32 protein-coding genes and 2 pseudogenes are annotated in these 23,785 nt (G+C 65.7%); 30 read left to right on the top strand and 4 right to left on the bottom strand.

All coding sequences use genetic code 11. The features are described from left to right. Positions 1-174 precede the first annotated feature (174 nt). Together L0U80_RS28325 and L0U80_RS28320 are read right to left on the bottom strand one after the other, a co-directional pair. Entirely contained in the window at positions 175-543 is a 369-nt protein-coding gene (locus L0U80_RS28325) for a hypothetical protein (protein WP_233874074.1), read from the bottom strand. Beyond that, the gene (locus L0U80_RS28320) at positions 544-1,080 is read right to left on the bottom strand and encodes a hypothetical protein (RefSeq protein WP_233874072.1); all 537 of its coding nucleotides are present in this window, start codon (positions 1,078-1,080) and stop codon (positions 544-546) included. A 252-nt stretch (positions 1,081-1,332) separates the two neighbouring features. Here L0U80_RS28320 and L0U80_RS28315 point away from each other — a divergent pair, with 252 nt between their 5' ends. The 23 genes and pseudogenes from L0U80_RS28315 (at position 1,333) to L0U80_RS28200 (ending at position 17,086) form a co-directional block, all read left to right on the top strand. After that, on the top strand, positions 1,333-2,472 hold the full coding sequence (locus L0U80_RS28315; protein ID WP_233874069.1) for a hypothetical protein: 1,140 nt from the start codon (positions 1,333-1,335) through the stop codon (positions 2,470-2,472). 30 nt (positions 2,473-2,502) lie between these two features. Beyond that, complete coding sequence (locus L0U80_RS28310; RefSeq protein WP_233874066.1) at positions 2,503-3,033, top strand: structural cement protein Gp24; 531 nt, start codon at positions 2,503-2,505, stop codon at positions 3,031-3,033. Positions 3,034-3,156: 123 nt separating this feature from the next. Next, positions 3,157-4,190, top strand: a pseudogene (locus L0U80_RS28305) (major capsid family protein). Positions 4,191-4,200: 10 nt separating this feature from the next. After that, complete coding sequence (locus tag L0U80_RS28295) at positions 4,201-4,671, top strand: hypothetical protein (protein WP_233874057.1); 471 nt, start codon at positions 4,201-4,203, stop codon at positions 4,669-4,671. 8 nt (positions 4,672-4,679) lie between these two features. Beyond that, positions 4,680-5,192, top strand: coding sequence for a DUF4054 domain-containing protein (locus L0U80_RS28290; RefSeq protein ID WP_233874054.1), 513 nt, complete (start codon positions 4,680-4,682; stop codon positions 5,190-5,192). A gap of 15 nt (positions 5,193-5,207) precedes the next feature. Beyond that, the gene (locus L0U80_RS28285; RefSeq protein ID WP_233874052.1) at positions 5,208-5,561 is read left to right on the top strand and encodes a hypothetical protein; all 354 of its coding nucleotides are present in this window, start codon (positions 5,208-5,210) and stop codon (positions 5,559-5,561) included. A gap of 36 nt (positions 5,562-5,597) precedes the next feature. Next, positions 5,598-5,801: a hypothetical protein gene (locus L0U80_RS28280; protein ID WP_233874049.1), complete on the top strand. Its 204-nt coding sequence runs from the start codon at positions 5,598-5,600 to the stop codon at positions 5,799-5,801. 3 nt (positions 5,802-5,804) lie between these two features. Continuing rightward, positions 5,805-6,233, top strand: a complete 429-nt coding sequence (locus L0U80_RS28275; protein WP_233874047.1) for a hypothetical protein — start codon at positions 5,805-5,807, stop codon at positions 6,231-6,233. 17 nt (positions 6,234-6,250) lie between these two features. Further along, a complete protein-coding gene (locus L0U80_RS28270) occupies positions 6,251-6,859 on the top strand; it encodes a phage neck terminator protein (RefSeq protein ID WP_444544289.1) in 609 nt (202 codons plus the stop codon). A 68-nt stretch (positions 6,860-6,927) separates the two neighbouring features. Further along, a complete protein-coding gene (locus L0U80_RS31985) occupies positions 6,928-7,215 on the top strand; it encodes a DUF3383 family protein (protein WP_505880163.1) in 288 nt (95 codons plus the stop codon). Then, positions 7,216-8,403, top strand: a complete 1,188-nt coding sequence (locus L0U80_RS28265) for a DUF3383 family protein (protein ID WP_505880164.1) — start codon at positions 7,216-7,218, stop codon at positions 8,401-8,403. Between the two features lie 47 nt (positions 8,404-8,450). After that, complete coding sequence (locus L0U80_RS28260; protein ID WP_233874044.1) at positions 8,451-8,882, top strand: phage tail fiber protein; 432 nt, start codon at positions 8,451-8,453, stop codon at positions 8,880-8,882. A gap of 11 nt (positions 8,883-8,893) precedes the next feature. Beyond that, positions 8,894-9,277, top strand: coding sequence for a hypothetical protein (locus L0U80_RS28255; protein WP_233874041.1), 384 nt, complete (start codon positions 8,894-8,896; stop codon positions 9,275-9,277). After that, positions 9,274-9,513, top strand: coding sequence for a hypothetical protein (locus tag L0U80_RS28250; protein ID WP_233874039.1), 240 nt, complete (start codon positions 9,274-9,276; stop codon positions 9,511-9,513). Before L0U80_RS28255 ends, L0U80_RS28250 begins: the two co-directional genes overlap by 4 nt. Next, positions 9,497-10,360, top strand: a complete 864-nt coding sequence (locus tag L0U80_RS28245; protein ID WP_233874036.1) for a hypothetical protein — start codon at positions 9,497-9,499, stop codon at positions 10,358-10,360. The genes L0U80_RS28250 and L0U80_RS28245 overlap by 17 nt, the downstream gene beginning before the upstream one ends. Next, a complete protein-coding gene (locus L0U80_RS28240) occupies positions 10,357-11,667 on the top strand; it encodes a phage tail tip lysozyme (protein WP_233874033.1) in 1,311 nt (436 codons plus the stop codon). Before L0U80_RS28245 ends, L0U80_RS28240 begins: the two co-directional genes overlap by 4 nt. Positions 11,668-11,677: 10 nt before the next feature. Next, positions 11,678-12,457, top strand: a complete 780-nt coding sequence (locus L0U80_RS28235; protein WP_233874030.1) for a phage baseplate protein — start codon at positions 11,678-11,680, stop codon at positions 12,455-12,457. Between the two features lie 9 nt (positions 12,458-12,466). Beyond that, entirely contained in the window at positions 12,467-12,763 is a 297-nt protein-coding gene (locus L0U80_RS28230) for a phage baseplate plug family protein (RefSeq protein ID WP_233874027.1), read from the top strand. Between the two features lie 36 nt (positions 12,764-12,799). Then, positions 12,800-13,174: a hypothetical protein gene (locus L0U80_RS28225; protein WP_233874024.1), complete on the top strand. Its 375-nt coding sequence runs from the start codon at positions 12,800-12,802 to the stop codon at positions 13,172-13,174. A 50-nt stretch (positions 13,175-13,224) separates the two neighbouring features. Further along, complete coding sequence (locus L0U80_RS28220) at positions 13,225-14,112, top strand: baseplate hub protein (RefSeq protein WP_233874021.1); 888 nt, start codon at positions 13,225-13,227, stop codon at positions 14,110-14,112. Beyond that, complete coding sequence (locus L0U80_RS31955) at positions 14,096-15,013, top strand: hypothetical protein (protein WP_444544286.1); 918 nt, start codon at positions 14,096-14,098, stop codon at positions 15,011-15,013. Before L0U80_RS28220 ends, L0U80_RS31955 begins: the two co-directional genes overlap by 17 nt. 369 nt (positions 15,014-15,382) lie before the next feature. Then, entirely contained in the window at positions 15,383-15,949 is a 567-nt protein-coding gene (locus L0U80_RS28205; RefSeq protein ID WP_233874012.1) for an acyloxyacyl hydrolase, read from the top strand. Between the two features lie 111 nt (positions 15,950-16,060). Next, positions 16,061-17,086 (top strand): IS110 family RNA-guided transposase, encoded by a 1,026-nt coding sequence (locus L0U80_RS28200; protein ID WP_233874010.1) that lies wholly within the window; start codon positions 16,061-16,063, stop codon positions 17,084-17,086. A 345-nt stretch (positions 17,087-17,431) separates the two neighbouring features. Here the strand turns inward: L0U80_RS28200 and L0U80_RS28195 are convergent. Next, positions 17,432-18,189, bottom strand: a protein-coding gene (locus tag L0U80_RS28195) for an IS5 family transposase (RefSeq protein WP_233874007.1) whose coding sequence is annotated in 2 segments (ribosomal slippage) — positions 17,432-17,868 and positions 17,868-18,189 — 759 coding nt in all. Because the reading frame shifts where the segments join, the coding sequence is not laid out codon by codon here. A 95-nt stretch (positions 18,190-18,284) separates the two neighbouring features. Between L0U80_RS28195 and L0U80_RS28190 the strand changes: the two are divergent. Then, a pseudogene (locus tag L0U80_RS28190) lies at positions 18,285-18,561 on the top strand (transposase); the annotation flags it as partial. A gap of 333 nt (positions 18,562-18,894) precedes the next feature. Here the strand turns inward: L0U80_RS28190 and yidD are convergent. Continuing rightward, positions 18,895-19,098 (bottom strand): membrane protein insertion efficiency factor YidD, encoded by a 204-nt coding sequence (gene yidD / locus L0U80_RS28185; protein WP_233874004.1) that lies wholly within the window; start codon positions 19,096-19,098, stop codon positions 18,895-18,897. On the opposite strand from yidD, the gene L0U80_RS28180 reads away from it, so the two are divergent. The 6 genes from L0U80_RS28180 to L0U80_RS28155 all read left to right on the top strand — a co-directional run bounded on the left by L0U80_RS28180 (position 19,073) and on the right by L0U80_RS28155 (position 23,764). Beyond that, positions 19,073-19,399 carry a hypothetical protein gene (locus tag L0U80_RS28180; protein ID WP_233874832.1) on the top strand — a complete coding sequence of 109 codons (327 nt, stop codon included), beginning with the start codon at positions 19,073-19,075 and terminating at the stop codon, positions 19,397-19,399. The two genes, yidD and L0U80_RS28180, sit on opposite strands and share 26 nt — an antisense overlap. 63 nt (positions 19,400-19,462) lie before the next feature. Further along, positions 19,463-19,813: a hypothetical protein gene (locus L0U80_RS28175; RefSeq protein ID WP_233874002.1), complete on the top strand. Its 351-nt coding sequence runs from the start codon at positions 19,463-19,465 to the stop codon at positions 19,811-19,813. A 41-nt stretch (positions 19,814-19,854) separates the two neighbouring features. Then, positions 19,855-21,090, top strand: coding sequence for a baseplate J/gp47 family protein (locus tag L0U80_RS28170; RefSeq protein ID WP_233873999.1), 1,236 nt, complete (start codon positions 19,855-19,857; stop codon positions 21,088-21,090). Beyond that, positions 21,087-21,764: a baseplate wedge 1 family protein gene (locus L0U80_RS28165; RefSeq protein ID WP_233873996.1), complete on the top strand. Its 678-nt coding sequence runs from the start codon at positions 21,087-21,089 to the stop codon at positions 21,762-21,764. Before L0U80_RS28170 ends, L0U80_RS28165 begins: the two co-directional genes overlap by 4 nt. Then, on the top strand, positions 21,754-22,914 hold the full coding sequence (locus L0U80_RS28160; protein WP_233873993.1) for a tail fiber protein: 1,161 nt from the start codon (positions 21,754-21,756) through the stop codon (positions 22,912-22,914). The genes L0U80_RS28165 and L0U80_RS28160 overlap by 11 nt, the downstream gene beginning before the upstream one ends. Positions 22,915-22,933: 19 nt before the next feature. Further along, positions 22,934-23,764, top strand: a complete 831-nt coding sequence (locus L0U80_RS28155) for a hypothetical protein (RefSeq protein ID WP_233873990.1) — start codon at positions 22,934-22,936, stop codon at positions 23,762-23,764. Positions 23,765-23,785: the final 21 nt, after the last annotated feature.

The raw sequence follows: 23,785 nt of genomic DNA, 5'->3' as shown, positions 1-23,785 counted from the left end.
TACGGGGCGGACCAACCCGCATCCAGTGAGCCACGCTCCGGGGTGCCGCATTTTGGCGTGCGACCCTCGCGACACTGAACCACGCGCAGACCGGCACGTGGCCGCTGAACATCACCCGTCGCCATCGAGCGCCGTCTCCGTGCACGAGAACCCAGGCGTCAGGCGATGGAGGCCTTAATGAAGGGTCGATGACGCCCTGATGGCATCCGGCCGGGATACCCCCGAGCGCACCTTTCTCGCCGAATCGCCACTGGGTGCCGCCTTCCTCGCCGGACTCGTCCCAGTTGCTTCGGGGAGCACCACATCCAGAATTTGTGTTCGCACGAACCCGCCAATCGCCTCGAGCATGGCCTTCTCATCGCGCGGCGCCAGGCGCGTCACTTCACGCAGTTGCGGATTGAACACCACCAGTGCCCGGCGAAACAGCTCCGCCGTATGCATGGCATCCACCACGCCACGCATCTGCGCGCGCATGAGTGCGTGCGCCGCCGCGGGCAGTGCCATGAAATCCTGGACAACAAAGGCGTGATAGACCGCGTGCACTTAACTGACATCGTGACCCATCATCATCGTGAGTACCGCGCCCGCGCGCATGGGCGCGCTGCTCCAGGTGCGAACCAGCGCGTGACTACCATCGAGCAGACGTTCAAGCCAGGGCGCAAGCCGCTCGCACAGCGGAATCAGCAACGTTGGCGTCACCGGCGCACTGGAGAATTGCCGCGCGATCAGACGCGCGATCTCAATCTCCTGGTGGCCGTGGCCCGTCAGATCCGAAAGCGTGCGGCGCTGGCCACTATCCATGACCTGAAACACCGTATCTCGCGACAGACCCCGGGTCACCAGCATCGGAAAAGCCCGCTCATCGGGCTGCGCGGCAATCGCCATCAACCGGTGCTGGCCATCGAGCAGCTCGCCCGTGTCGCTGAAGGCAACCCCCTGATGCGACATTACATACTCGCCGCGCTCGAACGCCGCCTTCAGTGTCTGCACCCAGCTCGCACGAACGCGCCGGTTGCCCTGATTATGTTTGAGCCACCGGCGTGCAAGCGCCGGGGTGACATCGATGCATACCGTTTTCATCCGCCTCTCCATGCAAAGGCATAACAGGCTCATCCTCTGGATCCCGCACGCGGATCCAGTAACCGACCATGAAAGCATAGACGACGTTGAGTTTTGCGCGACCTGTGTTTTCGAGTCCCTGTGCTTACGACCGGTGCGCAAGCATGCACAGATCACGGAAAGTGCGCCATGCCTGTTCATAGCCGCTAATGTCCCGTTGCCGCGCGTCCAGTTCCACCCGTTCATGCCTGAGCCCGCCGCCCCGGTCCGGCAATGATGCGCCCGGGAACCGGCCATAGGCACGCAGATAAACGGCATGCCGCGCCCAGATCTGTCGCAGCAGGACATCGGCTCTTTCCGCACGGCGGATGTTTCGCGTGTCACGCTAATCGGCCAGCCGAGCTTGCTGGCAAGCGCCTCGTCGGTGTAGCACTCACCGGCCTGCATGGCGGCGAGCGTCCGAAACTCTCGCGCCGTGGCGCGCTCGTGCGCGGCGCGCTGCTGGGCTTTCGCCCCGCGCTGGCTGCCGATGCCTGCAGCGGTCTGGGTCCGACGCTCTCGGCTCTCACGCGCGCGAACTGGGCGGCGGGCAAGGCGTCGATTCTCGCGGCACTGAAGCCGAAGCTGGCCACCGACGCCGACATCGAGAACCTCGTGTCGCTGCTCGACAGTCTCGACACCGAAGACGCGGGCGAGGGAGATAACGGCGAGCCGGGGGCGAAGCCCGATGCGCCTGCCGCACCCGCCGTGCCGGTCGCGGCAGCCAGTACCCAGGACGCGGACCCGATCGCCGAGATTCTCGGCGCGCTGCGCGGCAAGCTCAGCGACGAGGACCTGGCCGCCATCGAGCCGAAGCTGCGCGCGCTGAAGCTCGCGGGCGATCAGGAGGGCGAAGTGTCGGCGCTCGACGCGCCGCCGCCCGGACCTAGTGCAGCGGGTGCGCCCGCGCCGCCCGTGCCAGCCTCGCCCGCTGCGAAGGACACCGATCCGGTGAGCCGTCCCGCGATGGATGCCGCAATTGCGCAGGTACGGCGCGATGCGCGCGTGGCGATGGACGCCGCCATGCGCGAGGCGGTCAAGCAGGCGACCCAGCAGGCCGCGAAGGATGCGGAGACCGCCGCGATCCGGCGCATGCGCGCGGTGGCCGATGCCGAGGCGTTCGTGCAGCCGTGGGTCGGACATCTGGCGCTCGCGCAGGACAGCGCCGAGGAGGTCCACCGCGCGGCCCTCACGACGCTCGGTGTGCGGCTGGATGGCATTCACCCGAGCGCGTACCGCGCGATCCTCGAGGCGCAACCCAAACCCGGCCTGCATCGCGCCCTGAATCGTGGCCAACCCGCGATGGACGCCCCCTCGATGAAGAGCTTCGCCGAGCGCTTCCCGCATGCGGCCAATGTGAAACAGCTTGGATGACGCAGCCCGGCAGACCGGAGGTAACCAGTCATGGGATTCCAGCAGCAGGTCTATGTGCAGCCCTCGCCGGCGGTCGAGGGCGATTTCGCCTCGGCCAATCCGCGCGCCTCGGTGCTGGCGGGGCCGGGCGCGCTGGTGGCCGGACCCGAGGGCGTCACGGTGGGGCGCTTCGCCTGGGCCGCCTCGAATGGTGAGGAGAACGCCAGTTCCGGCGAGACCGATTTCTACAACCTCGTGAGCAACACCGGCACGGGCGTGCCTGCCGGGTTCGTGCACCGCGAGCAGCAGGCGCTCATCACGCAGTGGCTCGCCGAGTCGACGCTGCTCGTCCCTGCCGGACTGCCGGTGACGCTGCACAGCGCGGGCGACTTCTGGGCGCGCAACGCGGGCAGCGCGCCGTCTGCGGCAGGCGACAAGGCGTTCGCGAGCACCACCGATGGCTCGGCCTCGCCGGGTGCGGCGGGCGCGAGCGTGGCCGGGGCGGTCGAGACGAAGTGGTTCGTGATGTCGGCAGCCGCCCCGGGCGAACTCATGAAGATCTCGTCCTGGCCGCTGGGATAAAGCCGCGGCCAGATCTACCACCGACAACCGAACCACGCCCCATCCCCTCGAAGGCCCTGACCGGGTAACCGGTTGGGGCCTTCGTGTTTTTGCTGCGCGCGCAGACGATCATGCGAGGCGACCATGCGACATAGCGATTTCGACCAGCTCGAGCGCACCTTCGGCATCGTCATGCCGGAGGTGCTCGACTACACCACGGCGCTCATGGCCATGGACGCCCAGGGGCCGCTCGTCACCGCGCCCAACGCCGGCATTCCCGCGTGGCTCGCCAACTTCATCGATCCGGATTTCATCGAGGTGCTGGTCACGCCCAACAAGGCCGCCGCGATCCTCGGCGAGGCGAAGAAGGGCGACTGGACCACGCTGACCGCCACCTTCCCGGTGATCGAATCGACCGGCGAGGTCTCCAGTTATGGGGACTACAACGAAAACGGCTCGGTGGGCGCGAACGCCGAATTCCCGCAGCGGCAGTCGTACCACTACCAGACCATGACGCAGTGGGGCGAACGGCAGCTCGATATGAGTTCGCTCGCGAAGATCGACTACGTGTCGCGCGTGAACATCGCCTCGGCCATCGTGCTCGACAAGTTCCAGAACAACACGTACTTCTTCGGCGTGGCGGGCCTGCAGAACTACGGCCTCCTGAACGACCCGCGCCCGGCGGCCTCGCTCACACCAGGAGCCAAGGCGTTCAACGACAACGCCTCGGGACCATGGATCACCAACGGCGCGGTGACCGCGAGCGCGAACGAGATCTACACCGACATCCAGACGCTCTTTAACGAGCTGGTGCTGCAGTCGGGGGGCTCATCGAAATGGATGCGCGCATGACGCTGGCGATGGCCCCCTCGTCGAGCGTCGCGCTCACGACCACCAACCTGTACAACGTCAACGTCACCGACCTGCTGAAGAAGAACTTCCCGAACCTCACGATCGAGACGGCGGTGCAGTACCAGAACCCGGCGGGCGGCAACCTGCTGCAACTGATCGCCGAGGCCATCGACGGACAGAAGACGGGGTACTGCGCGTTCACCGAGAAGCTGCGCGCGCACGGCATCGTGCGCGAGACGAGCAGCTTCAAGCAGAAGAAGTCGCAGGGCTCGTGGGGCGCGGTGCTGTTCCAGCCGTTCGCGATCGCCTCGATGCTCGGCGTCTGAGGAGCATGACATGGCTACGCGTACCACCGGTGCCAAGGCGGCAACGCCTGCTGCAGGTAAAGCTGAACCGCCCCCCATGCCCCCGGAGTCGCCGGTCCTGCAGCCCGCTGTGGCGACGCCCCCGGTCGCACCGGCGCCCTCCGGCGACACCGTGACGGTGGCCTGTCGCCTGCCGCAGGGCCTGCATCTGGACATCATCCGGCACGGCGAAGTGCGCCGTCGCGTGACCCTGAATGGCGCGAACTCGCCGCGCGCGGTGGCGGGCTTCGGCATCACGGAGCACGTGCCGCGCGCGTTCTTCGAGCAGTGGCTGGTGGAGCACCAGGAGCTGCCCGCCGTGAAGCACGGCCTGATCTTCGCGCACAAACAGAAGGCATCGGTCGAGGACCAGGCGGGCGAGCGCGGTGAGGTCAAGAGCGGACTCGATCCGATGGATCCGAAGAAGCCGGGCCGCGATCTCGCGCCGCTGTCGAAAGAGTGAGCAGGATCATGCCGACCGGGGTGGTGGTGTTCTCGTACCGCACCTGGGCCGCGCGTTATCCGTCGCTGGCGGCAAGTGTCAGGCCGAAGCAGGCGCAGGCGTATTTCAGCGAGGCGCAGCTCTTTTGCGACAACACACCGATGAGTCCCGTGCGCAACCTCGCGATCCGCGCGACGCTCCTGAACCTGCTTGTCGCGCACCTGGCGATCCTGAATATGCCGCAAGGTACAGCTTCAGGTGCCACGTCCGGCGGCTCAACGACCGGCGGAGGTGGTGGCGCTGCAGCGGGTCCCTCGCCCGGACCTTCTCCGCTGGTGGGGCGCATCATCAGCGCCACCGAAGGCAGCGTGTCGGTCGCCACGCAGATGGACGTACCGCCGGGCAGTGCGCAGTGGTTTAACCAGACGCCATATGGCGCCGAGTTCTGGGCTGCCACTGCCGCGTACCGCACCATGCGCTACGTCGTCGCGGCACCCCCGCCGCGCAATCTGGACCCTTACGCGCCCTTCATCACCCGATGACAGGAGATACGCATCATGGCAGCGACGATCACCGGCGGCGCGAAGCTCGAGGCGGTTCTGCGCGTGGCCACCGCGAAACTCGCGGCAGCGGGCACGCTCGAGGTGGGCTTCATGAGCGAGGCCACCGAAGCGGACAACACGCCGGTGGTCGAGGTGGCGACGGTGAACGAGTTCGGCGGCACGGTGAACGTGCCCGCGCACGAGACCACCGTGTACCGCAGCCTCGGGCGCGCGGGCGACCTGCTGCGCGGCGGACGTTTCGTAAAGGCAAAACAGTCGAACTTTGCGACCACGCACGAGGTGCCGGCCTACACGGTGACGATCCCGCCACGCCCGTTCTTCCGCTCGATGGTCGCGAAAGAAAGCTAGCACTGGGGCGGCGATCTCGGCAAGGTACTGGTGGCCGTGAACTACGACGCCGACCGCGCGCTCGACCTGATGGGCGAGGCCATCAACGGCGAGTTGATCGAGTCGATCCGCAACTTCACGGACCCGCCCAACGCGCCCTCGACCATCGCGAAGAAGGGTGTCGACGACCCGCTCGTCGACAGCGGCACGATGCTCAGGGGCACCACCTGGCGCATCGACCCCGGTGGCACCGGGGCGTGAGTCATGAATCTTCACGGCGTGGTCGGCCCCTGCGTCGCGGCGGTCAATCCGTGGCTGACCGTGACGCTCGCGGCATCGACCGGCTACACGACCGCGCCGGATGGCCGACGCACACCCGCCTATGCCGAGCCGGTGCCGGTACTGGCCCAGGTGCAGGCGCTTACCTTGCGTGACCTGTTGCAGCTCGATGGACTGAACCTGCAGGGCGAGCGCCGCGCGCTGTACCTGAACGGCAACTGGCAGGGCGTGCTGCGCCCCGAGGTGAAGGGCGGCGATCTCGTCACGCTGCCCGATGGATCAGATTCGGGCTCGTTGTGGCTCGTGGCGCTCGTGCTGGAGAACTGGTGGCTCACCGATGGCTGGTGCAAATGTGCCGTCACGCGCCAGTTGAACCCGGCCACTGAGCACGCCTCATCGCACGCCCACCCTTGACCGCCTGAGTGTTCATCATGCCGCGCCCACTGCTGAGCCTGAGCGAAAGCCAGGCGATGGCGGCCGTGCGCGCGTTCTTGCTGGCGGTGCTGCCGCACGGCACGGAGGTCATCGCGGGTCAGGACAATCGCGTGCCTCCACCGGTCGGGGTCGACTTCGTGGTGATGACGCCGGTGCTGCGCGAGCGGCTGTCGACGAACGTCACCACCTGGCGCGACGGCTGGCCCGATGCGCCCTGTGAGAAGGCCGTGCGCCAGGCCACGAAGCTCGCCGTGCAGCTCGACCTCCACGGTCCGGCAGGGGCCGACGCCACCCAGCTTGTGACCACGCTGTGGCGCGATGTGACGGCCTGTGACGCGCTCGCCTCGAGTGCTCTTGATCTCGCGCCGCTCTACGCCAGTGAAGCCCGCCAGATCCCGTTCCTGAATGGCGAGCAGCAGGTCGAGACGCGCTGGAGCGTCGATCTCGTCCTCCAGGTCAACCCCGCCGTGACGGTCCCGCAGGCCTTCGCCGCCTCACTCGAGATCGGCGACGCGGGGCACCCCGTGACCGCACAAACCACGACCGTCCAGCCCTGGGCCGGCCTCATCGAGATCGACACGCGAGGTCGACACAAGCCCGCGTGACGGATCGGTCTCTGACCCGCTGCGCTTTGCTCCGGACTCCCGAAAACCCTCACCGCTGAGGTGCGGCCATGCCGAACACGATTCCGATCTCACAGATCGTCCGGGTCAACCCGGGCGTGCTCGCGGCGGCAGGCAATGCCGTCAACCTCAACGGTCTGGTCCTGACGCACTCCACCTCGGTCCCCATCGGCCAGGCGCTGGTGTATGCCGACAAGCAGGACGTGATCTCGACCTTCGGCGCGGCCTCGACCGAGGCCGCGATGGCGACGATCTATTTCGCGGGCTATACGAACTGCACGAAGACCCCGGGGGCGCTCTATTTCGCGCAGTACAACACAGTGCCGGTGGCGGCCTAGCTGTGCGGGGCGTCGCTCGCGTCGATGACCCTCGTGCAGTTGCAGGCGGTGGCGGGCGATCTGAGCGTCACGGTCGACGGCGTGGTTCTGGACGCCACGGTGGACCTCTCCAGCGCGACGAGCTTTTCGGATGCGGCAGCGGCATTGTCCACGGATCTCGGCGCGGACGTGACGTTCGATGCGCAGCGCCAGGCGTTCGTGATTACCTCGGCCACGACGGGCGCGGCCTCGACGATCACCGCAGCGACTGGCCCGGCAGCCACGGCGCTGGCGCTCGACGCGGCCTCGGGCGCGACGGTCTCGCCGGGGGCGGACGCCGCCGACCCGGCCACGTTTCTCGATGACCTCATCACGAACGTCTCGCAGAACTGGGCGCTCTTCGCCACCACCTGGGAGCCGCCGCTGGCGGACAAGCTCGCGTTCTCGCAGTGGGCCAACGGCACGTCGTACCGCTTCGGCTACGTCGGCTACGACTCCGATCCGGGCGCGAAATTCTCTGGCTCCACGATCTGCTGGGGCGCGGTGCTCCAGGCCGACGCGATCGACGGCTCGGTGCCGCTCTTTGGCGATGCGACGCACGCCGCGTTCGTGCTGGGCTTCGCGGCCTCGCTCGACTTTGCGCGCCTGAACGGCCGCACGACGCTCGCGTTTCGCAACCAGGGGGGCCTCGTGCCAGGCGTCACCAACGCCTCGGACGCACTGGCGCTGCAGGCCAACGGCTACAACTTCTTCGGCGCGTGGGCCACCGCGACGCAATCGTTCAACTTCGCCTACCCCGGCTCGATCTCGGGCCAGTGGGCGTGGCTCGATTCGTTCCTCGACCAGATCTGGCTGAACGCGAACCTGCAGCTCGCGATGATCACGCTGCTCATGAACGTGGGGTCGCTGCCGTACAACGACGCGGGCTACGCGATGGTCGAGGCGGCCTGCATGGACCCGATCGGCAATGCCGTGAACTTCGGCGCGATCCGCACCGGCATCGAACTCTCGGACAGCGAAGTCAGCGCCATCCAGAACGCACTCGGTTTCGATGCCTCGCCGTCGATTGAGGCCAAGGGCTTCTATCTGCAGATCCAGCCGGCCACCGCCGCCATCCGCGCAGCGCGCGCGAGCCCCTCGATGACGCTGTACTACACCGACGGCGGCAGCATCCAGACGCTCACGCTCGCGAGCATCTGCGTGATGTAACGACACGGCGGTGACAGGGCAGGCGTATCGACAGAGGAGGACACAGCATGTCCACTATCACTTCCGCCAACCCGGCCTTCAGTCTCGCGGTGACGAACCTCTATCCCGCACCGCAGTCGAACCAGGGCTACGCCGCCGACGACGCGTTCAGCGCCGAGGCGATCGAGCTGGCCGAGATCGTCATGGGCGTGGACGGCCACATGTCGGGCGGTTTTATCTTCAACCCGTCGCTGCTGAAGGTGGCGATCATGCCCGACTCGCCGTCGATGCCGGTGTTCGAAAACTGGATGACTTACCAGCGCACCGCGCGCGAGGTGTTCTATGCGAACGGCTCGATCGCGGTGCCATCGATCTCACGCAAGTACACGCTGCTCAACGGCATCCTGCGTTCGGGCAACCCGATCGTCAACGCGAAGCGCGTGCTCGAGTACGTCTCGTATGTGATCGCCTTCGAGCGAATCATAGGCGAGCAGGTTTAGGAGAGGCGCGCATGAGAAAGACCCTCGCTTATACCGTGCAGGCCGAAGGCCGCGACAGGGGCAAGGTGTTTCATCTCACCGAGATGCCCGCCGACGCGGGCGAGCGGTGGGCGATCCGCGTGCTGCTGGCGATCGGGCGCGCGGGTGTCGATCTGCCGCCCGGCATCGAGCACGAAGGCATGGCGGCGCTCGCGCGCATTGGCCTGTCGGCGCTCATGCGCATCGATTTCAGCGACGCGGGACCGCTGCTCGACGAGACGATGGCGTGCGTGCGCTTCCAGCCTAATCCGGCCAATCCGGCGATCGTGCGCGAGCTGGTGCCCGAGGACGTCGAGGAGATCGCCACGCGCCTGGCGCTGCGGCGCGAGGTGATGCGCCTGCACACGGGTTTTTGAGTGGCCGTCAGGTTCTGGACTTCGGCATTCCTGACGGCCCGATGCATGGTCAACCCGCGCGCCGGATGGACTACCTGAATGTGCCGCCCCCGATCGGCTTCGTGGTCACGAGTGGGCTGGCGAGCCTGGCCGAACTGCAGGGCATCTATGGCACAGAAGACCTGTGGGACCTGATCGAGATTCACGCCGTGAACTGTCACAACACCGCAAAGGCCCGCGATGCCGACCGTCATTGATACGCTGATCGTCAAGCTTGGGCTCGACACCTCGGCGTACAAGGCGGGTGCCGACGAGGCGAGCGCCACGGGCAAGGCGCTCGCGAACGACCAGGGGGCGAGTGCGGAGAAGGCCGCACAGGCAGTCGCCAGAGCCGCACAGAAGGCCGAAGCCGAACAGGAGAAGGCCGCGAGGAAGGCGGCGTCGGAGGCCGAGAAGGCGGCGAAGAAGGCCGCCGCCGAACAGGTGCGCGCGGCCAGGGCCGCCGGGGCCGAGGCGAAGAAGCTCGAGCGTCAGTACGAAAAGGTGCGCAACGAGATCCTCGGCATGACCGCCGCCGCGTTCGGCGCGTTGGCCATCAAGGATTTTTTCACCTCGGTCGTGGGCGGGCAGTCGCGCCTCCTGCAGACCTCGAAAGACTTCAGCCTGTCCGCGCGCGAACTCGATGCGTGGCACCAGAGCGCGAAGCAGGCCCTGGGCGGTACTGCCGTGGGCTTCGACAGGTCGGTGCAGTCGATCCTCGGCGGCATCGAGGCGTTCAAGGCAGGCGACGTGTCGAACACGGTGGTCGCCTCGCTGCAGAACCTGGGCGTGAAGGTGACCGATGCCTCGGGCAGGATGCGTCCGATGAAGGAGGTGCTGCTCGATCTCGCGGCGGCTTTTCGCAAGATGCCGAACCGCCAGGACCAGATCGTGTGGGCGGGGCGCCTGGGGATCGACGAAGGGACGCTGAACATGCTGCGCCAGGGGCGCGGGGCGCTCTCGGCGCTCTACGACGAGAGCTACCGCAACTCGGCGGTGAGCGAAGCAAGCGCCAGGCAGGCCGACGAGACCCGCCGCGCCTTGCCACCACCTGGGACAACGTGAAGAACACGCTGTTCCAGGACCTGACGCCCGCGATCGGGGGACTCAGTACCGCGCTCGGTGGCCTGAATACCTTCATGCAGGCGCACCCGGACCTGACGGCGGGCCTCTTCGGCACGCTGATGGCAGCCTCGACGCTGGGCGGCATCATGAAGCTCACGGGGGCGCTCGGTGGCCTGAAAACCGTACTGGGGGGCGTGGGCCCCATGCTGGGCTTCGGTGGTGCAGCGGGCGGCGGTCTTGCTTCCACGCTGGGTATTGCCGGTCTTGCGGCGGTTGGCGGCCTGCAGGTCGCGAAAGCGGCGGGCCTACCGGATGTGGACCGCAGGAAGGCCGCAGAGGATATCCGCAAGGGCAACTGGTGGACGGCCTCCGCCGAGATGAACCCGCTGGATCTGATGCGTTCGCTGACGGCCAGATCGGAGGGGCGGACGAACGAGCAGATTGCCGAGGCTATCGCGAAGGGCGCGAACCCGCTTGAGACAGCGGCCAGGGCGCAGGACAAGGCCGCGCAGTCGCAACTTGATGGGGCAAGGGCGGCCTCGCAGGCGCTGGTCGATGCGGCGAAGGATCTGGCGAACGCGGTATCGACCGGGGCGGGTGCGGCTGAATTGCCTGCCGGATCCGGTGCCGCCCCCGGACCCGCGCCGGGATCAGTCGTGACCGGCAGTGCGAAGTCCGCCGCCGCGGCGTTCATGAAGATGGGCTGGTCGCGCGAGCAGGCGGCGGGCATCGCGGCGAACCTGAATATCGAGAGCGGGCTGCGGCCCAACATCGTGGGCGACAACGGCGCGGCCTATGGCATCGGCCAGTGGCATGCCGACCGCCAGGCCGGGTTCAGGCGCGTATTTGGTCACGACATTCGTGGTTCGTCGCTCGACGAGCAGCTGGCGTTCGTGAACTATGAACTCACGCGCGGGCGTGAGCAGGCCGCAGGCCGCGCGCTGCGAGGCGCGAGATCCGCTGGCGAGGCGGGCGCGATCGTGTCGGCGAAGTACGAGCGGCCCCTGCACGTCGAAAAGGAAACGGCCAAGCGCTCGGCGGCGGCGAGCGCGCTGTATGCGTCGCTGCCCGGCGGAGCAGCAGCAGGGAGCGCTGCACCACCCGCCGCCGCCCCGATGATGACCGCCGCGTATCAGGCGGGCGCGGGCGCATCGATGGTCAACAGCCACAACCGCACCGACACCCATATCGGCACGGTGAACGTCTATGGTTCGGATACGAGCGACGGCCATGCTGTGGTGGCGGATATGCGCGACGAGCTGAGCCAGAACGGGTTGATCGCGGGCGCGGCTTACGGCATGAGCTGAAGGTGACGTGATGCCGCTGATCCCGTTTCCCGATGTGCCAGCCGTGGCGGGTGTGCCGGACCTCGCCCGCGTGCCGCTCGCGGTGGACGCGTTCACCGGCACGGTTCAGGCGGTGCAGGGGCTCGACTATTTCGGATTCCTGCCGGGCGACACGCCGCAGTGGATGATCTGCGATGACGAGGGCAATGCGCTCATCACGCCCGATTCGCTGGTCGACCTCAGCTATTGCGGCGAGGAGCGCGTCGCCTCCTATCCGGTCGAGCAAGGCTCGTTCGCCTCCTACAACAAGGTCGCGCAGCCGCAGGAGCTGACGCTGCGCCTGTCGTGCGGCGGGCACAACATGGGGCGCGATGCGTTTCTCGCGACGCTCGACACGCTGCGCACGTCGCTCACGCTCGTTTGCATCTCTACGCCTGAGGTTACTTTTCGCAACTACAACATCGACCGGGTCGACTATGTGCGCAAAGCCTCGACCGGTCTGTCGCTGATCACGGCGGAGGTCCACTTCACCGAGATCCGCACCAGCACGCAGGCATCGTATTCGAACACGGCACAGCCCTCGGGCGCGGATCCGCAGAGCCAGGGGTGGGTGTGCACCGCGGCGGATCCGAGCGCGCCGACCAACCAGCAAACGCCGCTGCAGCAGGCGTCGGCGAGCGTCGCATCGATGTTCGCGAATGCACAGCCCTCCCTGCAGCAGATCGAGTCGACCATCTCGACGCAGCTCACGCAGGGTTTTTCGGGCGTGGCCGCGTCGCTCGAGACCGCCGCCTCGGGCCTCTTTGCATAGGCGGACCAGATGCAGACCGTGCCGCTGGCGGCGGTGCCCTCGCAGCGCCTGTCGGTGGCGCTCGCGCAGCAGAACTGCGGCCTCGCGCTCTACCAGAAACGCACGGGCCTTTATCTTGACCTGTACGTCGCGGGCAACCTCGTCATGGCGGGCGTGCTGTGCCGCACAGGCGTGTATCTGGTGCGCGAGGCGTATCTGGGCTTTGCCGGGGATCGCGTGTTCACCGATACGGCGGGCAGCGATGATCCCAACTACACGGGACTCGGCTCGCGCTGGCTGCTGCTGTACGTCGCGGCGACACCGTGAGGCGCGGTAGTTCTGGACAGATGCAGGGAGGAAGGGATGCCAGCGATTGACCTCTATCACCGCTTCGCTTCTCCGCGTGAGATTGCGAGCACGGTGCATGCCGACTTCGACGCTTTTTTTCGTATTGCGCTCGATCTGCCGTGCGACCGGCCCGAGCTGTGGATTCGCCTGACATCCGATATCGGCACCACGACCCGCGAGGGACGTGAACTGCCGCCCTGTATTGGCTTCGTGCTCCTGCGGCGCGTGCTCACGCTGAAATCTGGTGTATCCACGTATGTAGCATGTGAGCTGCGTCCGGCAGATGCTCCACCCCCATCGCAACCAGTTTGTCTGCAGCTTTCTGCATTACTTGAGCCGGAAGCCTATGAACAGCTTCTGCAAGGGCGGACCGTTCTTCCGGCGTCGTAGCAGGCAACGTTTCGACCCGTTGCAGCCGGGTGCGAGCAGGGCGGTGACACATGGGCTTCGCCCGGCGCCGCATCGACGTGACCTTCGCACTGGCGAAGACGACGTTTCCCGATGGCTCGCAGATCCTCGACCTCGCAGGCCATCGTGTGCAGGTCAGCCTCGCCAACAACGGCGGGGGCCTGGCACTGCCGACGCTCGCGCTGCGAATCTACGGCATGCGGCTCGCCGACATGGGGGCGCTGGCGACGCGGGGCCTCACGGGCCTCGCCGTGAACGGCGACCAGGTCACCATCGAGGCGGGCTCGGTGGACAGCGCGGGCAATGGCCTCATGAACACGATTTTTGTCGGCACGATCTATTCGGCGATCACCGACTTCAGCGGCAGCCCTGATGTGTCGTTCGTGGTCAACGCGTCGAGCGGCTTCCTGCAGCGTATCCAGGCCGCGCCGCCGAACACCTATCCCGGCCCGCAGGACGTGGCGAGCATCATCGGGGGACTGGCGAAACAGGCGGGCTACGCGTTCCAGAATCACGGCGTCACCGCGAAGATCTCGGGCCAGTATCTGGCCGGCACGCTGATGGACCAGATCGAAAAGGTGGCGGGCGCGACGCAGACGCTCGTGCTGCTCGACCAGGGTGTGCTGCACATATGGCCCAACGGTGGCGCACCGGATTATCCCGCCGTCACACTGTCGGCCTCGACCGGCATGCGCGGTTATCCGACCTTCACGCCGACTGGAATCGAGGTGGGCTGCGAATGGAATGCGGCGATCCTCTTTGGTGCGACCGCGAACGTGCGGTCAATCGTGCCGATGGCCTCTGGCAGCTGGCAGGTGATGCGCTCGAGCCACGAACTCTCGACGCTCACGCCCGACGGTCCATGGTTCAGCACGCTGAATCTTTCTCCGGTGGGGTATCTCGGTGTCAGTCCCAACTAGTGCCGCCGTCACCAGCATCCGTCCGTGGTCGCTGGCGGGCGAGTACGCGCGCCAGCGTACCGTGGTCGAGCAGTTGCTCACGCGCGTGCGTACCGCGTATCTCGGCAAGGTCGTCGCGGCCAGGCAAAACGGTGTAGTGCAGGGCGCAGGCACGGTCGATGTGCTGCCGCTCGCCGGGCAGCTCGACGGTGTCGGCAACGTGATCGCGCATGGGGTGATCTACGGCATCCCGTACCTGCGGCTGGCGGGTGGGGCGAACGCGGTGATCCTCGATCCGCAGGCGGGCGACATTGGACTCGTCGCGGTGTGCGACCGCGACAGCTCGTCGGTGATCGCGAACGCGGGACCGGCGGCACCGGGCAGCCTGCGTCGCCACGACCTGTCGGATTCGGTGTACGTCACTACCGTGTTAGGCGCAGCCCCGCAGCAGTACGTGGCGTTCGCGCCGGACGGCATCGACATCGTCTCGCCCGTGCAGATCCGGCTGGCCGCACCGGTCATCGTGCTGCAGGCGGATAACGACATCGGTCTCACGGCGGGCAGCGGCATTACGGCCTCGGCTCCGGCCATCGAACTCGACGGGGCGGTCACGCAGGGTGAAGGCCCGCAGGGGGGGCGACGCGACGATGGCAGGCCCCTTGACGGTGCAGCAGGACGTGAGGGCGGCAGGTACCAGCGTACATGGACACGAGCACCGCGATTCGATGGGCGGCACGACGAGCGCGCCACTTTGAACCGGGCAGCGATTCGCGACTTTGCGGGTTGTCTATGCCGCCATTGGGGGGGCAGCATCGCGAGATCCGTGCAAGCGCCCCGGCCCACCCCCGAATGGCACCACACCTGCGAATGGCAAGCAACGCATATTCGGAACAGGTGGGCTAGAAACGACAGGCGGACCTGAGACGACTGGGAGCAAGGCGCCTGTAGAGGGCAATAACCCACTCGCTTGCCCTGGTGGCCGTCAAGAAAGCCAAAAGCGAAGTGTTTGATTAATAACTCAAGCAGATTTGCCTGAATTGACTGGGCGGCGCATGTCGTACTGGTGTCGATTGCGTAATTATGAATTACCGCGTTAACGGTTTATTCGACTCTGCGGAAACGGTACCTTCTGGCCCCGTGTGGCACGTTTGCTGCGGCCAACAGCGGACCGTTTCGCAACTGAGACGACGAGTGCTGGACCGGCCCGCCTATGCGCGGAGCGATGGCCGTACCGAGGCGGGTTTGTGCCAGCCTCGCGACACGTTGTCGTTTGTATCGCGGATTTGCATACATGGTAACAAGAAGATCAGTCTGGCAGGTTCAGGTCGCGGGCGGCGCGCTGAGTGCGCTTCTCGCGCTCGGGTCCGCAAGCGCGCATGCGGACCAGTTCGGTATCCAGTTTGGTGCAGGCGTGGCTGACCACGACGTCAAGAAGCTCGACCTTGGCGTCGTATGGGACCCTGGCTGGCAGTGGTGGCATATCGGAGGTTTTCATTTCACCGTGGTCGGCGAAGGTCACGTCGCGTACTGGCATCTGACCGAGCGGGCCGCCACGCAGCCACAGATCTGGGAGTTCGGATTTACGCCGATGTTTCGCATCATCAAGGACACAGGCTGGATTCGCCCGTACTTCGAGGCGGGCGTGGGCGTGCGCCTGCTTTCGCATGTGGAGCTGACGCCCGATCGCAGGCTGTCGTCCGCATTCCAGTTTGCCGACGCGGTTGGCGTCGGCGCGCAATTCGGCGAACATCAGAACTATCAGGCCGGGCTCCGGTTCCAGCACCTCTCGAATGCTGACATCAAGACGCCGAATCCGGGCATCAACTTTACGCAGCTCTACCTGCAGTACAACTTCTAAAGAATGAAAGGGACTTCCCCGTCCCGAGGCTGCGGCGGAAGCCGCGAGTCGGCATCAATGTGCCAGGATGAAGTTGCGAACGTTCATCGACACCAGCGAGAGGGGAAGTCCATGCCTATTGTCACTATCGGAATCGATCTTGCCAAGAATGTATTCGCCGTTCACGGCGTGGACGAAACCGGTAAAGCAATGCTCATCAAGCCACGTGTTCCGCGCGATCAGCTGGCGACGTTGATTGCGCAGTTGCCAGCGTGCCTCATCGGCATGGAGGCCTGCTCCGGTGCGCATCACTGGGCACGCCTGTTCCAGCAGCACGGCCATACGGTCAAGCTCATGGCGCCCGATCTTGTCGCGCCTTATCGCATGTCGGGCAAGCGCGGCAAGAACGACGCGGCGGATGCTGCTGCGATCTGCGAAGCGGTGACGCGCCCGAGCATGCGTTTCGTGCCGCTGAAGGACGAACATCAGCAGGCAACGCTTTGCCTGCATCGGACACGACAAGGCTTCGTCGAAGAGAGGACAGCGACCTACAACCGGTTGCGAGGCCTGCTCTCGGAATTCGGTGTAGTGCTGCCACAGAGTCCGGAGAAGTTGCGCAGGTACATCACGGAACATCTGGACACATTGCCAGGCTGGGCGAAGCGTAGCATCAGCGATCTGCTTGAGCACGCCGGCCATATCGAGGATCGCCTGCTCGACTACGACCGTGCGATCAGCGAGATCGCGCGTGAGGATGCGCGCAGCAGGAGGCTGATGCAGTTGCGCGGCATCGGCCCAACCACGGCCAGTGCGTTGCTCGCCAGTATCGGTGCCGGGCACGACTTCAGAAACGGCCGACAGGTAGCCGCGTGGATCGGACTCACGCCCGGTCAATACAGCAGTGGCGGCAAGGCGCGGCTGGGCAGTATCACGAAGGCAGGCGACGCCTATCTGCGTGGCCTGCTGGTCAACGGCGCCCGCGCCGTTATTGCCAGTCTCGGCGAGAAACAGGACCGCTTCAGCCGGTGGGTCCGAACCCTGGTCGAGCGCCGCGGCTACTGGCGGGCCGCCATCGCGATTGCCGCAAAGAACGCGAGATTGGCGTGGGCCTCATTGAAATATGGCGAGAACTTCAAGCTCGAACTTGCGGCAGAGTGAGTTCGATTCGAGCCTGTCAATCAACCGACGCCTGGACTTGAGCACGGACATCATGAGCACCTGAAAACGATCACTTTGCACTGCCAGCGGTGATGTGAAGCGGGTTGGACCCGCGCAGGGCGCACCTGGCTAACACGGCGGGGATATCCATTCCCGGCTAGAGAATGAGGCCCCTGCGCGCGTCTTTCATCAGGGTCCGGGCCATTGGCCCAACATGACCGGTTGTAGAACCGCAGTCCTTCACCTTCTCACATGCACTAGCGCGGCATTGCGGCATGTATCAACAGCGAACCTCGATTGAGCTTGCGCTCAACGGGGAAGCCCTTGTAGCGTGTTAGGTTCTGTTCACATTCTCACGAGCGGTCCAAAGGCACAGGCAAGCGAAGCAAAGGCGAGATAGTTCCCTGCCAGCTTGTCGTAGCGAGTGGCGACACGACGAAAATGTTTGATACGACTGAAAAAGCGCTCGACGATGTTGCGGGTCCGATACAGCACACGGCTATAGGAGCGCTTGGTCTTTCGATTCGAACGCGATGGGATCACAGCCTTCGCACGCGTAGCGCGGATGCGCTCCACAAAGGCGTTCGAGTCGTAGCCCTTGTCAGCGATGACCGCACCGGCGCGCAAATGCTCAACCAGTTCATTCGCGCACGTAATATCGGAAACTTGTCCCTCGGTGGCAATCAACCGCAGGGGGCGTCCGGCGTCATCGACGGCAAGGTACAACTTGGTGGTCAGTCCGCCTCGCGAGCGGCCGAGTGCTTGCGGACCGTTTTTTTTCGAGCTCCAGATGAATGCTGGTGTGCCCGCACAATGGTCGAATCGATCAGCACATGCCTGATCTCGGTTTCGTCGGCCAGGGCGTGGATCACGCGTTCCCACACTCCCTTGCGACGCCACCTCGAGAAACGCATGTACACCGTATGCCATCGGCCGAACGCCTTTGGCAAATCGCGCCACGGGCAACCGGTCCGGCCAATCCAGAGGACTGCTTCGACAAACCAACGATTGTCGGTCGCGGTTCGACCTGGATCGCCTTCCTTGCCCGGCAAGACGGATTCGATTCGTGACCATACTTCATCGCTCAATAACGTTCGGATCACCTTGGCCTGCTCGCGCAAAAGACAAGATGTAAACACATTTCATCGAATGTAAACAGACCCTAGGTACTTTCGGTCTAACCTGGTAACCTGGCGGGATGCCAGAACGCAAGCCCTACCCCACGGACGTTTCAGACGAAGAATGGAGCTTCGCCGCTCCATACCTGATCTTGATGAGCGAAGACGCGCCGCAGCGCCGATACGAACTGCGTGGAATGTTCAACGCGCTGCGCTGGATGGCGCGTGCCGGTGCGTCGTGGCAGCATGCTGCCGACCAACTTCGCGCCGTGGGAGATGGTCTACCAGCAACCACAACGCTGGCTCAACGCGGGTTGCGTCGAGGCAATGGTCAACGATTTGCGCTCGGTGCAGCGCCGCAGCAGTACGTGGCGTTCGCACCGGACGGAATCGATATCGTGTCGCCCGTGCAGATCCGGCTGGCAGCTCCTACCATTGTGCTGCAGGCGGATAACGACATCGGTCTCACGGCAGGCAGTGGCATCACGGATCCGGCCCCGGCCATCGAACTCGATGGGGCGGTCACGCAAGGTGAAGGGCCAGAGGGGGGCGATGCAACGATGGCGGGGCCGCTGACGGTGTATCAGGACGTGACCGCTGCCGGGACGAGCGTGCATGGTCACGAGCACCGCGATTCGATGGGCGGCACGACGAGCACGCCACTTTGAACCGGGCAGCGATTTTTCGACTTTACGGGTTGTCTATGCCGCCATTGGGGGGGCGGCATCGCGAGATCCGTGCAAGCGCCTTGGCCCACCCCCGGATGGCACCATACCTGCGAATGGCAAGCAACGCATATTCGGAACAGGTGGGCTCGAAACGACAGGCGGACCTGAGACGACTGGGAGCAAGGCGCCGGTAGAGGGCAATGACCCACTCGCTTGCCCTAAGCACGGCGTCTGAACGTAACGACGTAATAGACGATGGATTGCGCTTTGCCTCCGAACAAGGCACCGAGACAACCCGGCTGCACGTTGACGCCAAAATTGTCGATCCGGTAGAACTCCCAACCGTCTACGGCATATTTGTCGACAATTTGCTGAAGGTGCGTGGCGGCCTCATTGCCGCGATGAGCCTTTGCATTGACGGCGATATTGGGTGGTATCTGGACCATCTGATACTGAAAATTTTCCACATTTCCCTCCATGGTTGCTCCATAGGCTGTCACTTTGGCGACGATGCTGCCTGCTGGTGACTTTGACGTCGACAAAAATATCCCCGTTTCTTGCCGCGGATCACCGGACCAGGTGGCTCTGACGTGCGCACATTTTTGCTCGATCGCACGGGGTGGGATCCTGTTCTGGATGCCTCCGGCAACATTGCCTGCGCGAGCGACTCGTATCAGGTCGCGCAGGATGTCGCGAGCGCGATCCAGACCTTTCGCGGTGAATGCTGGTACGACACGACTCTCGGCATCCCTTACTGGCAGGCGGTACTCGGGCAATTACCCCCGGCCTCGTTCATCCGCAGCGAACTCGTCAATGCCGCACTGACGGTGCCGAACGCCGCCTCAGCCACCGTTACGCAGCTCGTGCTCAACGGGCGGCAACTGGCGGGCGAGATCGACGTGACCGACACCAGCGGTAATACGCAAACCGTGACCTTTTAGACTGCCGTCGAATTGCCGTCCTTCGTGCTGCAGGCGCAGCCATGCAGACCAGTGTTCCGCCGATCCGGTGCACGGATCAGGGGCCGGTCGTGCCTGCCGAATCGGCGATCCTCGCCGGTGTGCAGGCCGATATCGACGCGGCCTTCGGCGGCGGCGTCAATCCGCAGCTCAGCTCGCCGCAGGGACAGCTCGCGCAGTCGCTCACTGCCATCATCGGCGACAAGAACGCCGACATCCTGGCGGTCGCGAACCAGATCGATCCCGATGTCGCCTCGGGCCGCTGGCAGGATGCGATCGGGCGCATCTACTTCCTGAACCGCATCGCGGCCTCCGGCACGGTCGTCACGGCAACCTGCATCGGCCTCGTCGGGGCGGTGATCCCGGCAGGGTCGGTGGCCCAGGACGTGAACGGCTACCTGTACGCCTCGACGGTAGCCGCGACGATCCCCGCTTCAGGCTCGGTCGACGTGCCCTTCCAGTGCCAGACGATGGGGCCGGTGGCCTGCCCGATCGGGGCGCTCGCAACGATCTACACCGCAGCGCAGAGCTGGGACCGCGTCACGAACGCGACGGCGGGCACGCCGGGGCAGCTCGTCGAGAGCCGCGCCGCGTTCGAGGCGCGCCGCCGCCTGTCGGTGGCGATCAACTCGGTCAACAGCGTGCAGTCGGTCTATGGCGCGGTGCTCAACGTGCCGAACGTGCTGGATGCGTTCGTGATCGACAACCCCACGAGTGCGGTGGTGAACTACGGCGCGACGAACTATCCGCTCGCGGGCCATTCGCTGTTCGTCTCGGCCATTGGCGGCGACCCTGCCGCGATTGCCGCGGCCATCTGGAGCAGGAAGGCCCCGGGCTGCGACTACAACGGCAACACCTCGTACACGCTCCATGACACGAGCTACACGCCGCCGCAGCCGCAGTACACGGTGAGCTGGGAGACGCCCGCGCCGGTGCAGTGCTTTCTTACCGTCACGATCCAGGCGAACGACCAGTTGCCTGACGACATCACCTCGCTGATCCAGGCGGCGATCGTGTCGGCCTTCAATGGCGAGGACGGCGGGGCGGGTGGAGGCACCAGGGCGCGCATCGGCTCGACCACCTATGCGGGGCGCTACTACGCAGGCGTCGCCGCCACCGACGCGAACGTGAACATCTTCTCGATTGCGCTGGGCACCGATCCGCTGGACGTGTCGCAAACGTCGCTTGCGTTCGGCATCGATGAGTACCCGACGCTCGATCCGACCAACGTGGCGGTGATCCAGGTAAGCACGTCATGAAAGACTGGACCGCCACGCTGCTCGCGCAGTATGCGAACAGCCCCACGATTACGGCGCTGATCGGGTGTCTCAACCAGGACATCGAGCCGCACGCGGACCTCGATGCTTTTTACGACACGATCTGGAATGTCGCGACCGCCATCGGCAACGGGCTGGACGTGTGGGGCAGGATCGTCAACGTGACGCGTGGTGTGGCGGCGGCTTTGCCGCCCGCCGAGTTTGGCTTTGCCGAAGCGTTCGATGCGGCCAACCCGACCGAAGGCGTGCAGCCGTTCAACTACGGCGTCTTCAGCGACGGCTCGCCGCCCGTGGTGCGCAACGTCGCGCTCGACGACACCACCTATCGCACGCTCATCATGACCAAGGCGATCGGCAACATCACGGCGGGCTCGTGCGCGTCGCTGAACCAGATGCTGCAGTACCTGTTCGCGGGCCGTGGTCGCTGCTATGCGCTCGACACCGGCGCGATGACGATGCTGTACGTGTTCGAGTTCGACCTGACGATCCTCGAAGTCGCGTTTCTCACGCAGTCGGGTGTGCTGCCGCGTCCGACCGGTGTGCTGTGCAATCTCGTGCAGGCCTCCGGCGAGGTGTTCGGCTTCGCCAACGCGGTCGACGACTTCCAGCCCTTCAACCAGGGGGTGTTCTCGACGGGAGTGCTCAGTGCAGGCTGACCAGTCCCCGGCCCTCGTCACGCTGCCGTTTGCCGCCAACGGGCTGCGCAATACGATCCCCGAGGCGTCGCAGAACGACGGTTTTCCGCCGCTGACGATGCAGCCGAAGACCCAGGGCGGCGTGCCGCCGGACGGCCTCGACTTCAACGGCATCCTGTTCGTCATCTCGGCAGTGGCGCGCTGGATGCAGGCGGGCGGCTCGTTTGTCTACGATCCCGCGTTCACCCGTAACCCGAACCTCGGCGGCTATCCGGCTGGGGCGGTGGTGCTGCGCGCGGATCTCACGGGCTTCTGGTTCAACAGCGCCGACAACAACACGACGAACCCCGATGCGACGGACGCGAATGACCCCAATGCGGCCCGCAACTGGCTCGCGCTGAACGCCGACTGGAATGCGGTTTGCGGGCCGGGGGCGATCCTCAACAGGCCGGATCTCGCCACTGTTGCCACCACCGGCCAGTACCGCGACCTGACCGGTGTGCCGGGCTCGTTCATCCCGCCCGGTGCCTTGCTGCCGTTCGCGGGCGGATCGGTGCCGGCAGGCTTTCTGCTCGCGAACGGTGCAGCGGTGTCGCGCGCGACCTATGCGTCGCTCTTTCTCGCGATCGGCACGACCTACGGCACGGGCGATGGCGCCACCACCTTCAACCTGCCCGATACACGGGGCGTGTGCCTGCGGGGGCTCGACAACGGGCGCGGGCTCGATTCAGGCCGCGCGCTCGGCAGCTACCAGGCCGACGCCTACGCCTCGCACGCGCACACCGTCTCGGACCCCGGCCACGCCCACGGTGTGTCCGATCCGGGACACGCGCATGGCGTCGCGGACCCCGGCCACGCGCACGGCGTGGGCGACCCGGGTCACGCGCACGTGATGCCCGCGGGCGGCTGGGTGCAGGCGGGCCAGGACAACGGCGGGGCGTGCGCGGTCAGCCCGCCGAACCAGTACGGGGCCTACAACGGCACGCGCAACGCCACCAGCGCAGGCGGGACCGGCATCTATATCGGGGGTTCGGGCACGGGCATCGGCATCTACGGCAGCGCGACGAATATAGGGATCTACAGCAATGGCACGGGCATCAGCATCGCCGCGGCGGGCAGCACCGAAACGCGCGGCAAGAACCTCGCCGTCAACTTCCTCATCGCGTACTGACGCGTCGATGGCGCGCAGGATGACAATCCGGACTGCCTGGCAATGCGACGCGCAGGGAGTGTTCATTGGCGAAACGATCGTCCAGGAGGACCCGCTGACGCCGGGCACGTTTCTGCTGCCGCCGGGCTGCGTGCTGCATGCGCCGCCCGCGTTCGAACCGGTGTCGCAGACCGCCGTCTGGCAAGAGGGCGCATGGGCCGTGCACGCTCTGCCGCCGCCCGAAGAGGCACCCGTGCCTGCGACGCCCGATGAGGGTGCGCCGTCTGTCCCGCCGTCCATTGTCGTACCCACGCCGGAGAACCGGCCCGCTGCGGGCGCGCATGAGATCGCCGTGATCGCGGGCGGCCAGTGGGCGGTGGTCGCCGACTGGCGCGACACGGCGTACTGGCTCGCGGACGGCAGCGCACACCGCATCACGGCGCTGGGCGAGACGCCACCCGAAAACGCGCTGTTTGCGGCACCGCCCGAATTATCGATGAGCCTGGCCGAAGCGCAGGCCGCGCGAATCGCACAACTGCGCGCGGCCTGGCAGGCCGCAGGCGAGGCACCGGTCAGCTTCACGACCGCCGCAGGTCATACCGACCTGTACGCGTGTGACGCCGCGAGCATCGCGAACCTTGACGCGATGCTCGCGGCAAACACACAGGCCGGGAGCTGGCCCCCCGACCTGTGGCTAACCGCAGGTGGCCTGCCGGTCTCACCCTTCACCTGGAACGATCTGGAGGGACTCGCGCGGACCATCGCGAACCGCGCCCAACCCGACTATGCGGCGCTGCTCGTGAAGATCGCTGCGGTCATGGCGGCTACGACCGTCGCGCAGGTCGGGGCGATCACCTGGCAGGCAACCTGACACGTTAGCGGAGTCACGATC

The organism is Paraburkholderia adhaesiva, from assembly GCF_021390575.1.
Classification (GTDB): Bacteria; Pseudomonadota; Gammaproteobacteria; order Burkholderiales; family Burkholderiaceae; genus Paraburkholderia; species Paraburkholderia adhaesiva.
This window is presented reverse-complemented; position numbering and strand designations above follow the sequence as displayed.

Bases quoted from the DNA above. Each gene is read 5' to 3' on its own strand.
- L0U80_RS28290 (WP_233874054.1), top strand. From the start codon at position 4,680: ATGCCGACCGGGGTGGTGGTGTTCTCGTACCGCACCTGGGCCGCGCGT.
- L0U80_RS28205 (WP_233874012.1), top strand. From the start codon at position 15,383: ATGGTAACAAGAAGATCAGTCTGGCAGGTTCAGGTCGCGGGCGGCGCG.
- L0U80_RS28155 (WP_233873990.1), top strand. From the start codon at position 22,934: ATGACAATCCGGACTGCCTGGCAATGCGACGCGCAGGGAGTGTTCATT.
- L0U80_RS28255 (WP_233874041.1), top strand. From the start codon at position 8,894: ATGAGAAAGACCCTCGCTTATACCGTGCAGGCCGAAGGCCGCGACAGG.
- L0U80_RS31985 (WP_505880163.1), top strand. From the start codon at position 6,928: ATGCCGAACACGATTCCGATCTCACAGATCGTCCGGGTCAACCCGGGC.
- L0U80_RS28310 (WP_233874066.1), top strand. From the start codon at position 2,503: ATGGGATTCCAGCAGCAGGTCTATGTGCAGCCCTCGCCGGCGGTCGAG.
- L0U80_RS28315 (WP_233874069.1), top strand. From the start codon at position 1,333: ATGATGCGCCCGGGAACCGGCCATAGGCACGCAGATAAACGGCATGCC.
- L0U80_RS28180 (WP_233874832.1), top strand. From the start codon at position 19,073: ATGACCCACTCGCTTGCCCTAAGCACGGCGTCTGAACGTAACGACGTA.
- L0U80_RS28270 (WP_444544289.1), top strand. From the start codon at position 6,251: ATGCCGCGCCCACTGCTGAGCCTGAGCGAAAGCCAGGCGATGGCGGCC.
- L0U80_RS28260 (WP_233874044.1), top strand. From the start codon at position 8,451: ATGTCCACTATCACTTCCGCCAACCCGGCCTTCAGTCTCGCGGTGACG.
- L0U80_RS28245 (WP_233874036.1), top strand. From the start codon at position 9,497: ATGCCGACCGTCATTGATACGCTGATCGTCAAGCTTGGGCTCGACACC.
- L0U80_RS28225 (WP_233874024.1), top strand. From the start codon at position 12,800: ATGCCAGCGATTGACCTCTATCACCGCTTCGCTTCTCCGCGTGAGATT.
- L0U80_RS28285 (WP_233874052.1), top strand. From the start codon at position 5,208: ATGGCAGCGACGATCACCGGCGGCGCGAAGCTCGAGGCGGTTCTGCGC.
- L0U80_RS28295 (WP_233874057.1), top strand. From the start codon at position 4,201: ATGGCTACGCGTACCACCGGTGCCAAGGCGGCAACGCCTGCTGCAGGT.
- L0U80_RS28275 (WP_233874047.1), top strand. From the start codon at position 5,805: ATGAATCTTCACGGCGTGGTCGGCCCCTGCGTCGCGGCGGTCAATCCG.
- L0U80_RS28230 (WP_233874027.1), top strand. From the start codon at position 12,467: ATGCAGACCGTGCCGCTGGCGGCGGTGCCCTCGCAGCGCCTGTCGGTG.
- L0U80_RS28235 (WP_233874030.1), top strand. From the start codon at position 11,678: ATGCCGCTGATCCCGTTTCCCGATGTGCCAGCCGTGGCGGGTGTGCCG.
- L0U80_RS28165 (WP_233873996.1), top strand. From the start codon at position 21,087: ATGAAAGACTGGACCGCCACGCTGCTCGCGCAGTATGCGAACAGCCCC.
- L0U80_RS28170 (WP_233873999.1), top strand. From the start codon at position 19,855: ATGCAGACCAGTGTTCCGCCGATCCGGTGCACGGATCAGGGGCCGGTC.
- L0U80_RS28320 (WP_233874072.1), bottom strand. From the start codon at position 1,080: ATGAAAACGGTATGCATCGATGTCACCCCGGCGCTTGCACGCCGGTGG.
- L0U80_RS28220 (WP_233874021.1), top strand. From the start codon at position 13,225: ATGGGCTTCGCCCGGCGCCGCATCGACGTGACCTTCGCACTGGCGAAG.
- L0U80_RS28200 (WP_233874010.1), top strand. From the start codon at position 16,061: ATGCCTATTGTCACTATCGGAATCGATCTTGCCAAGAATGTATTCGCC.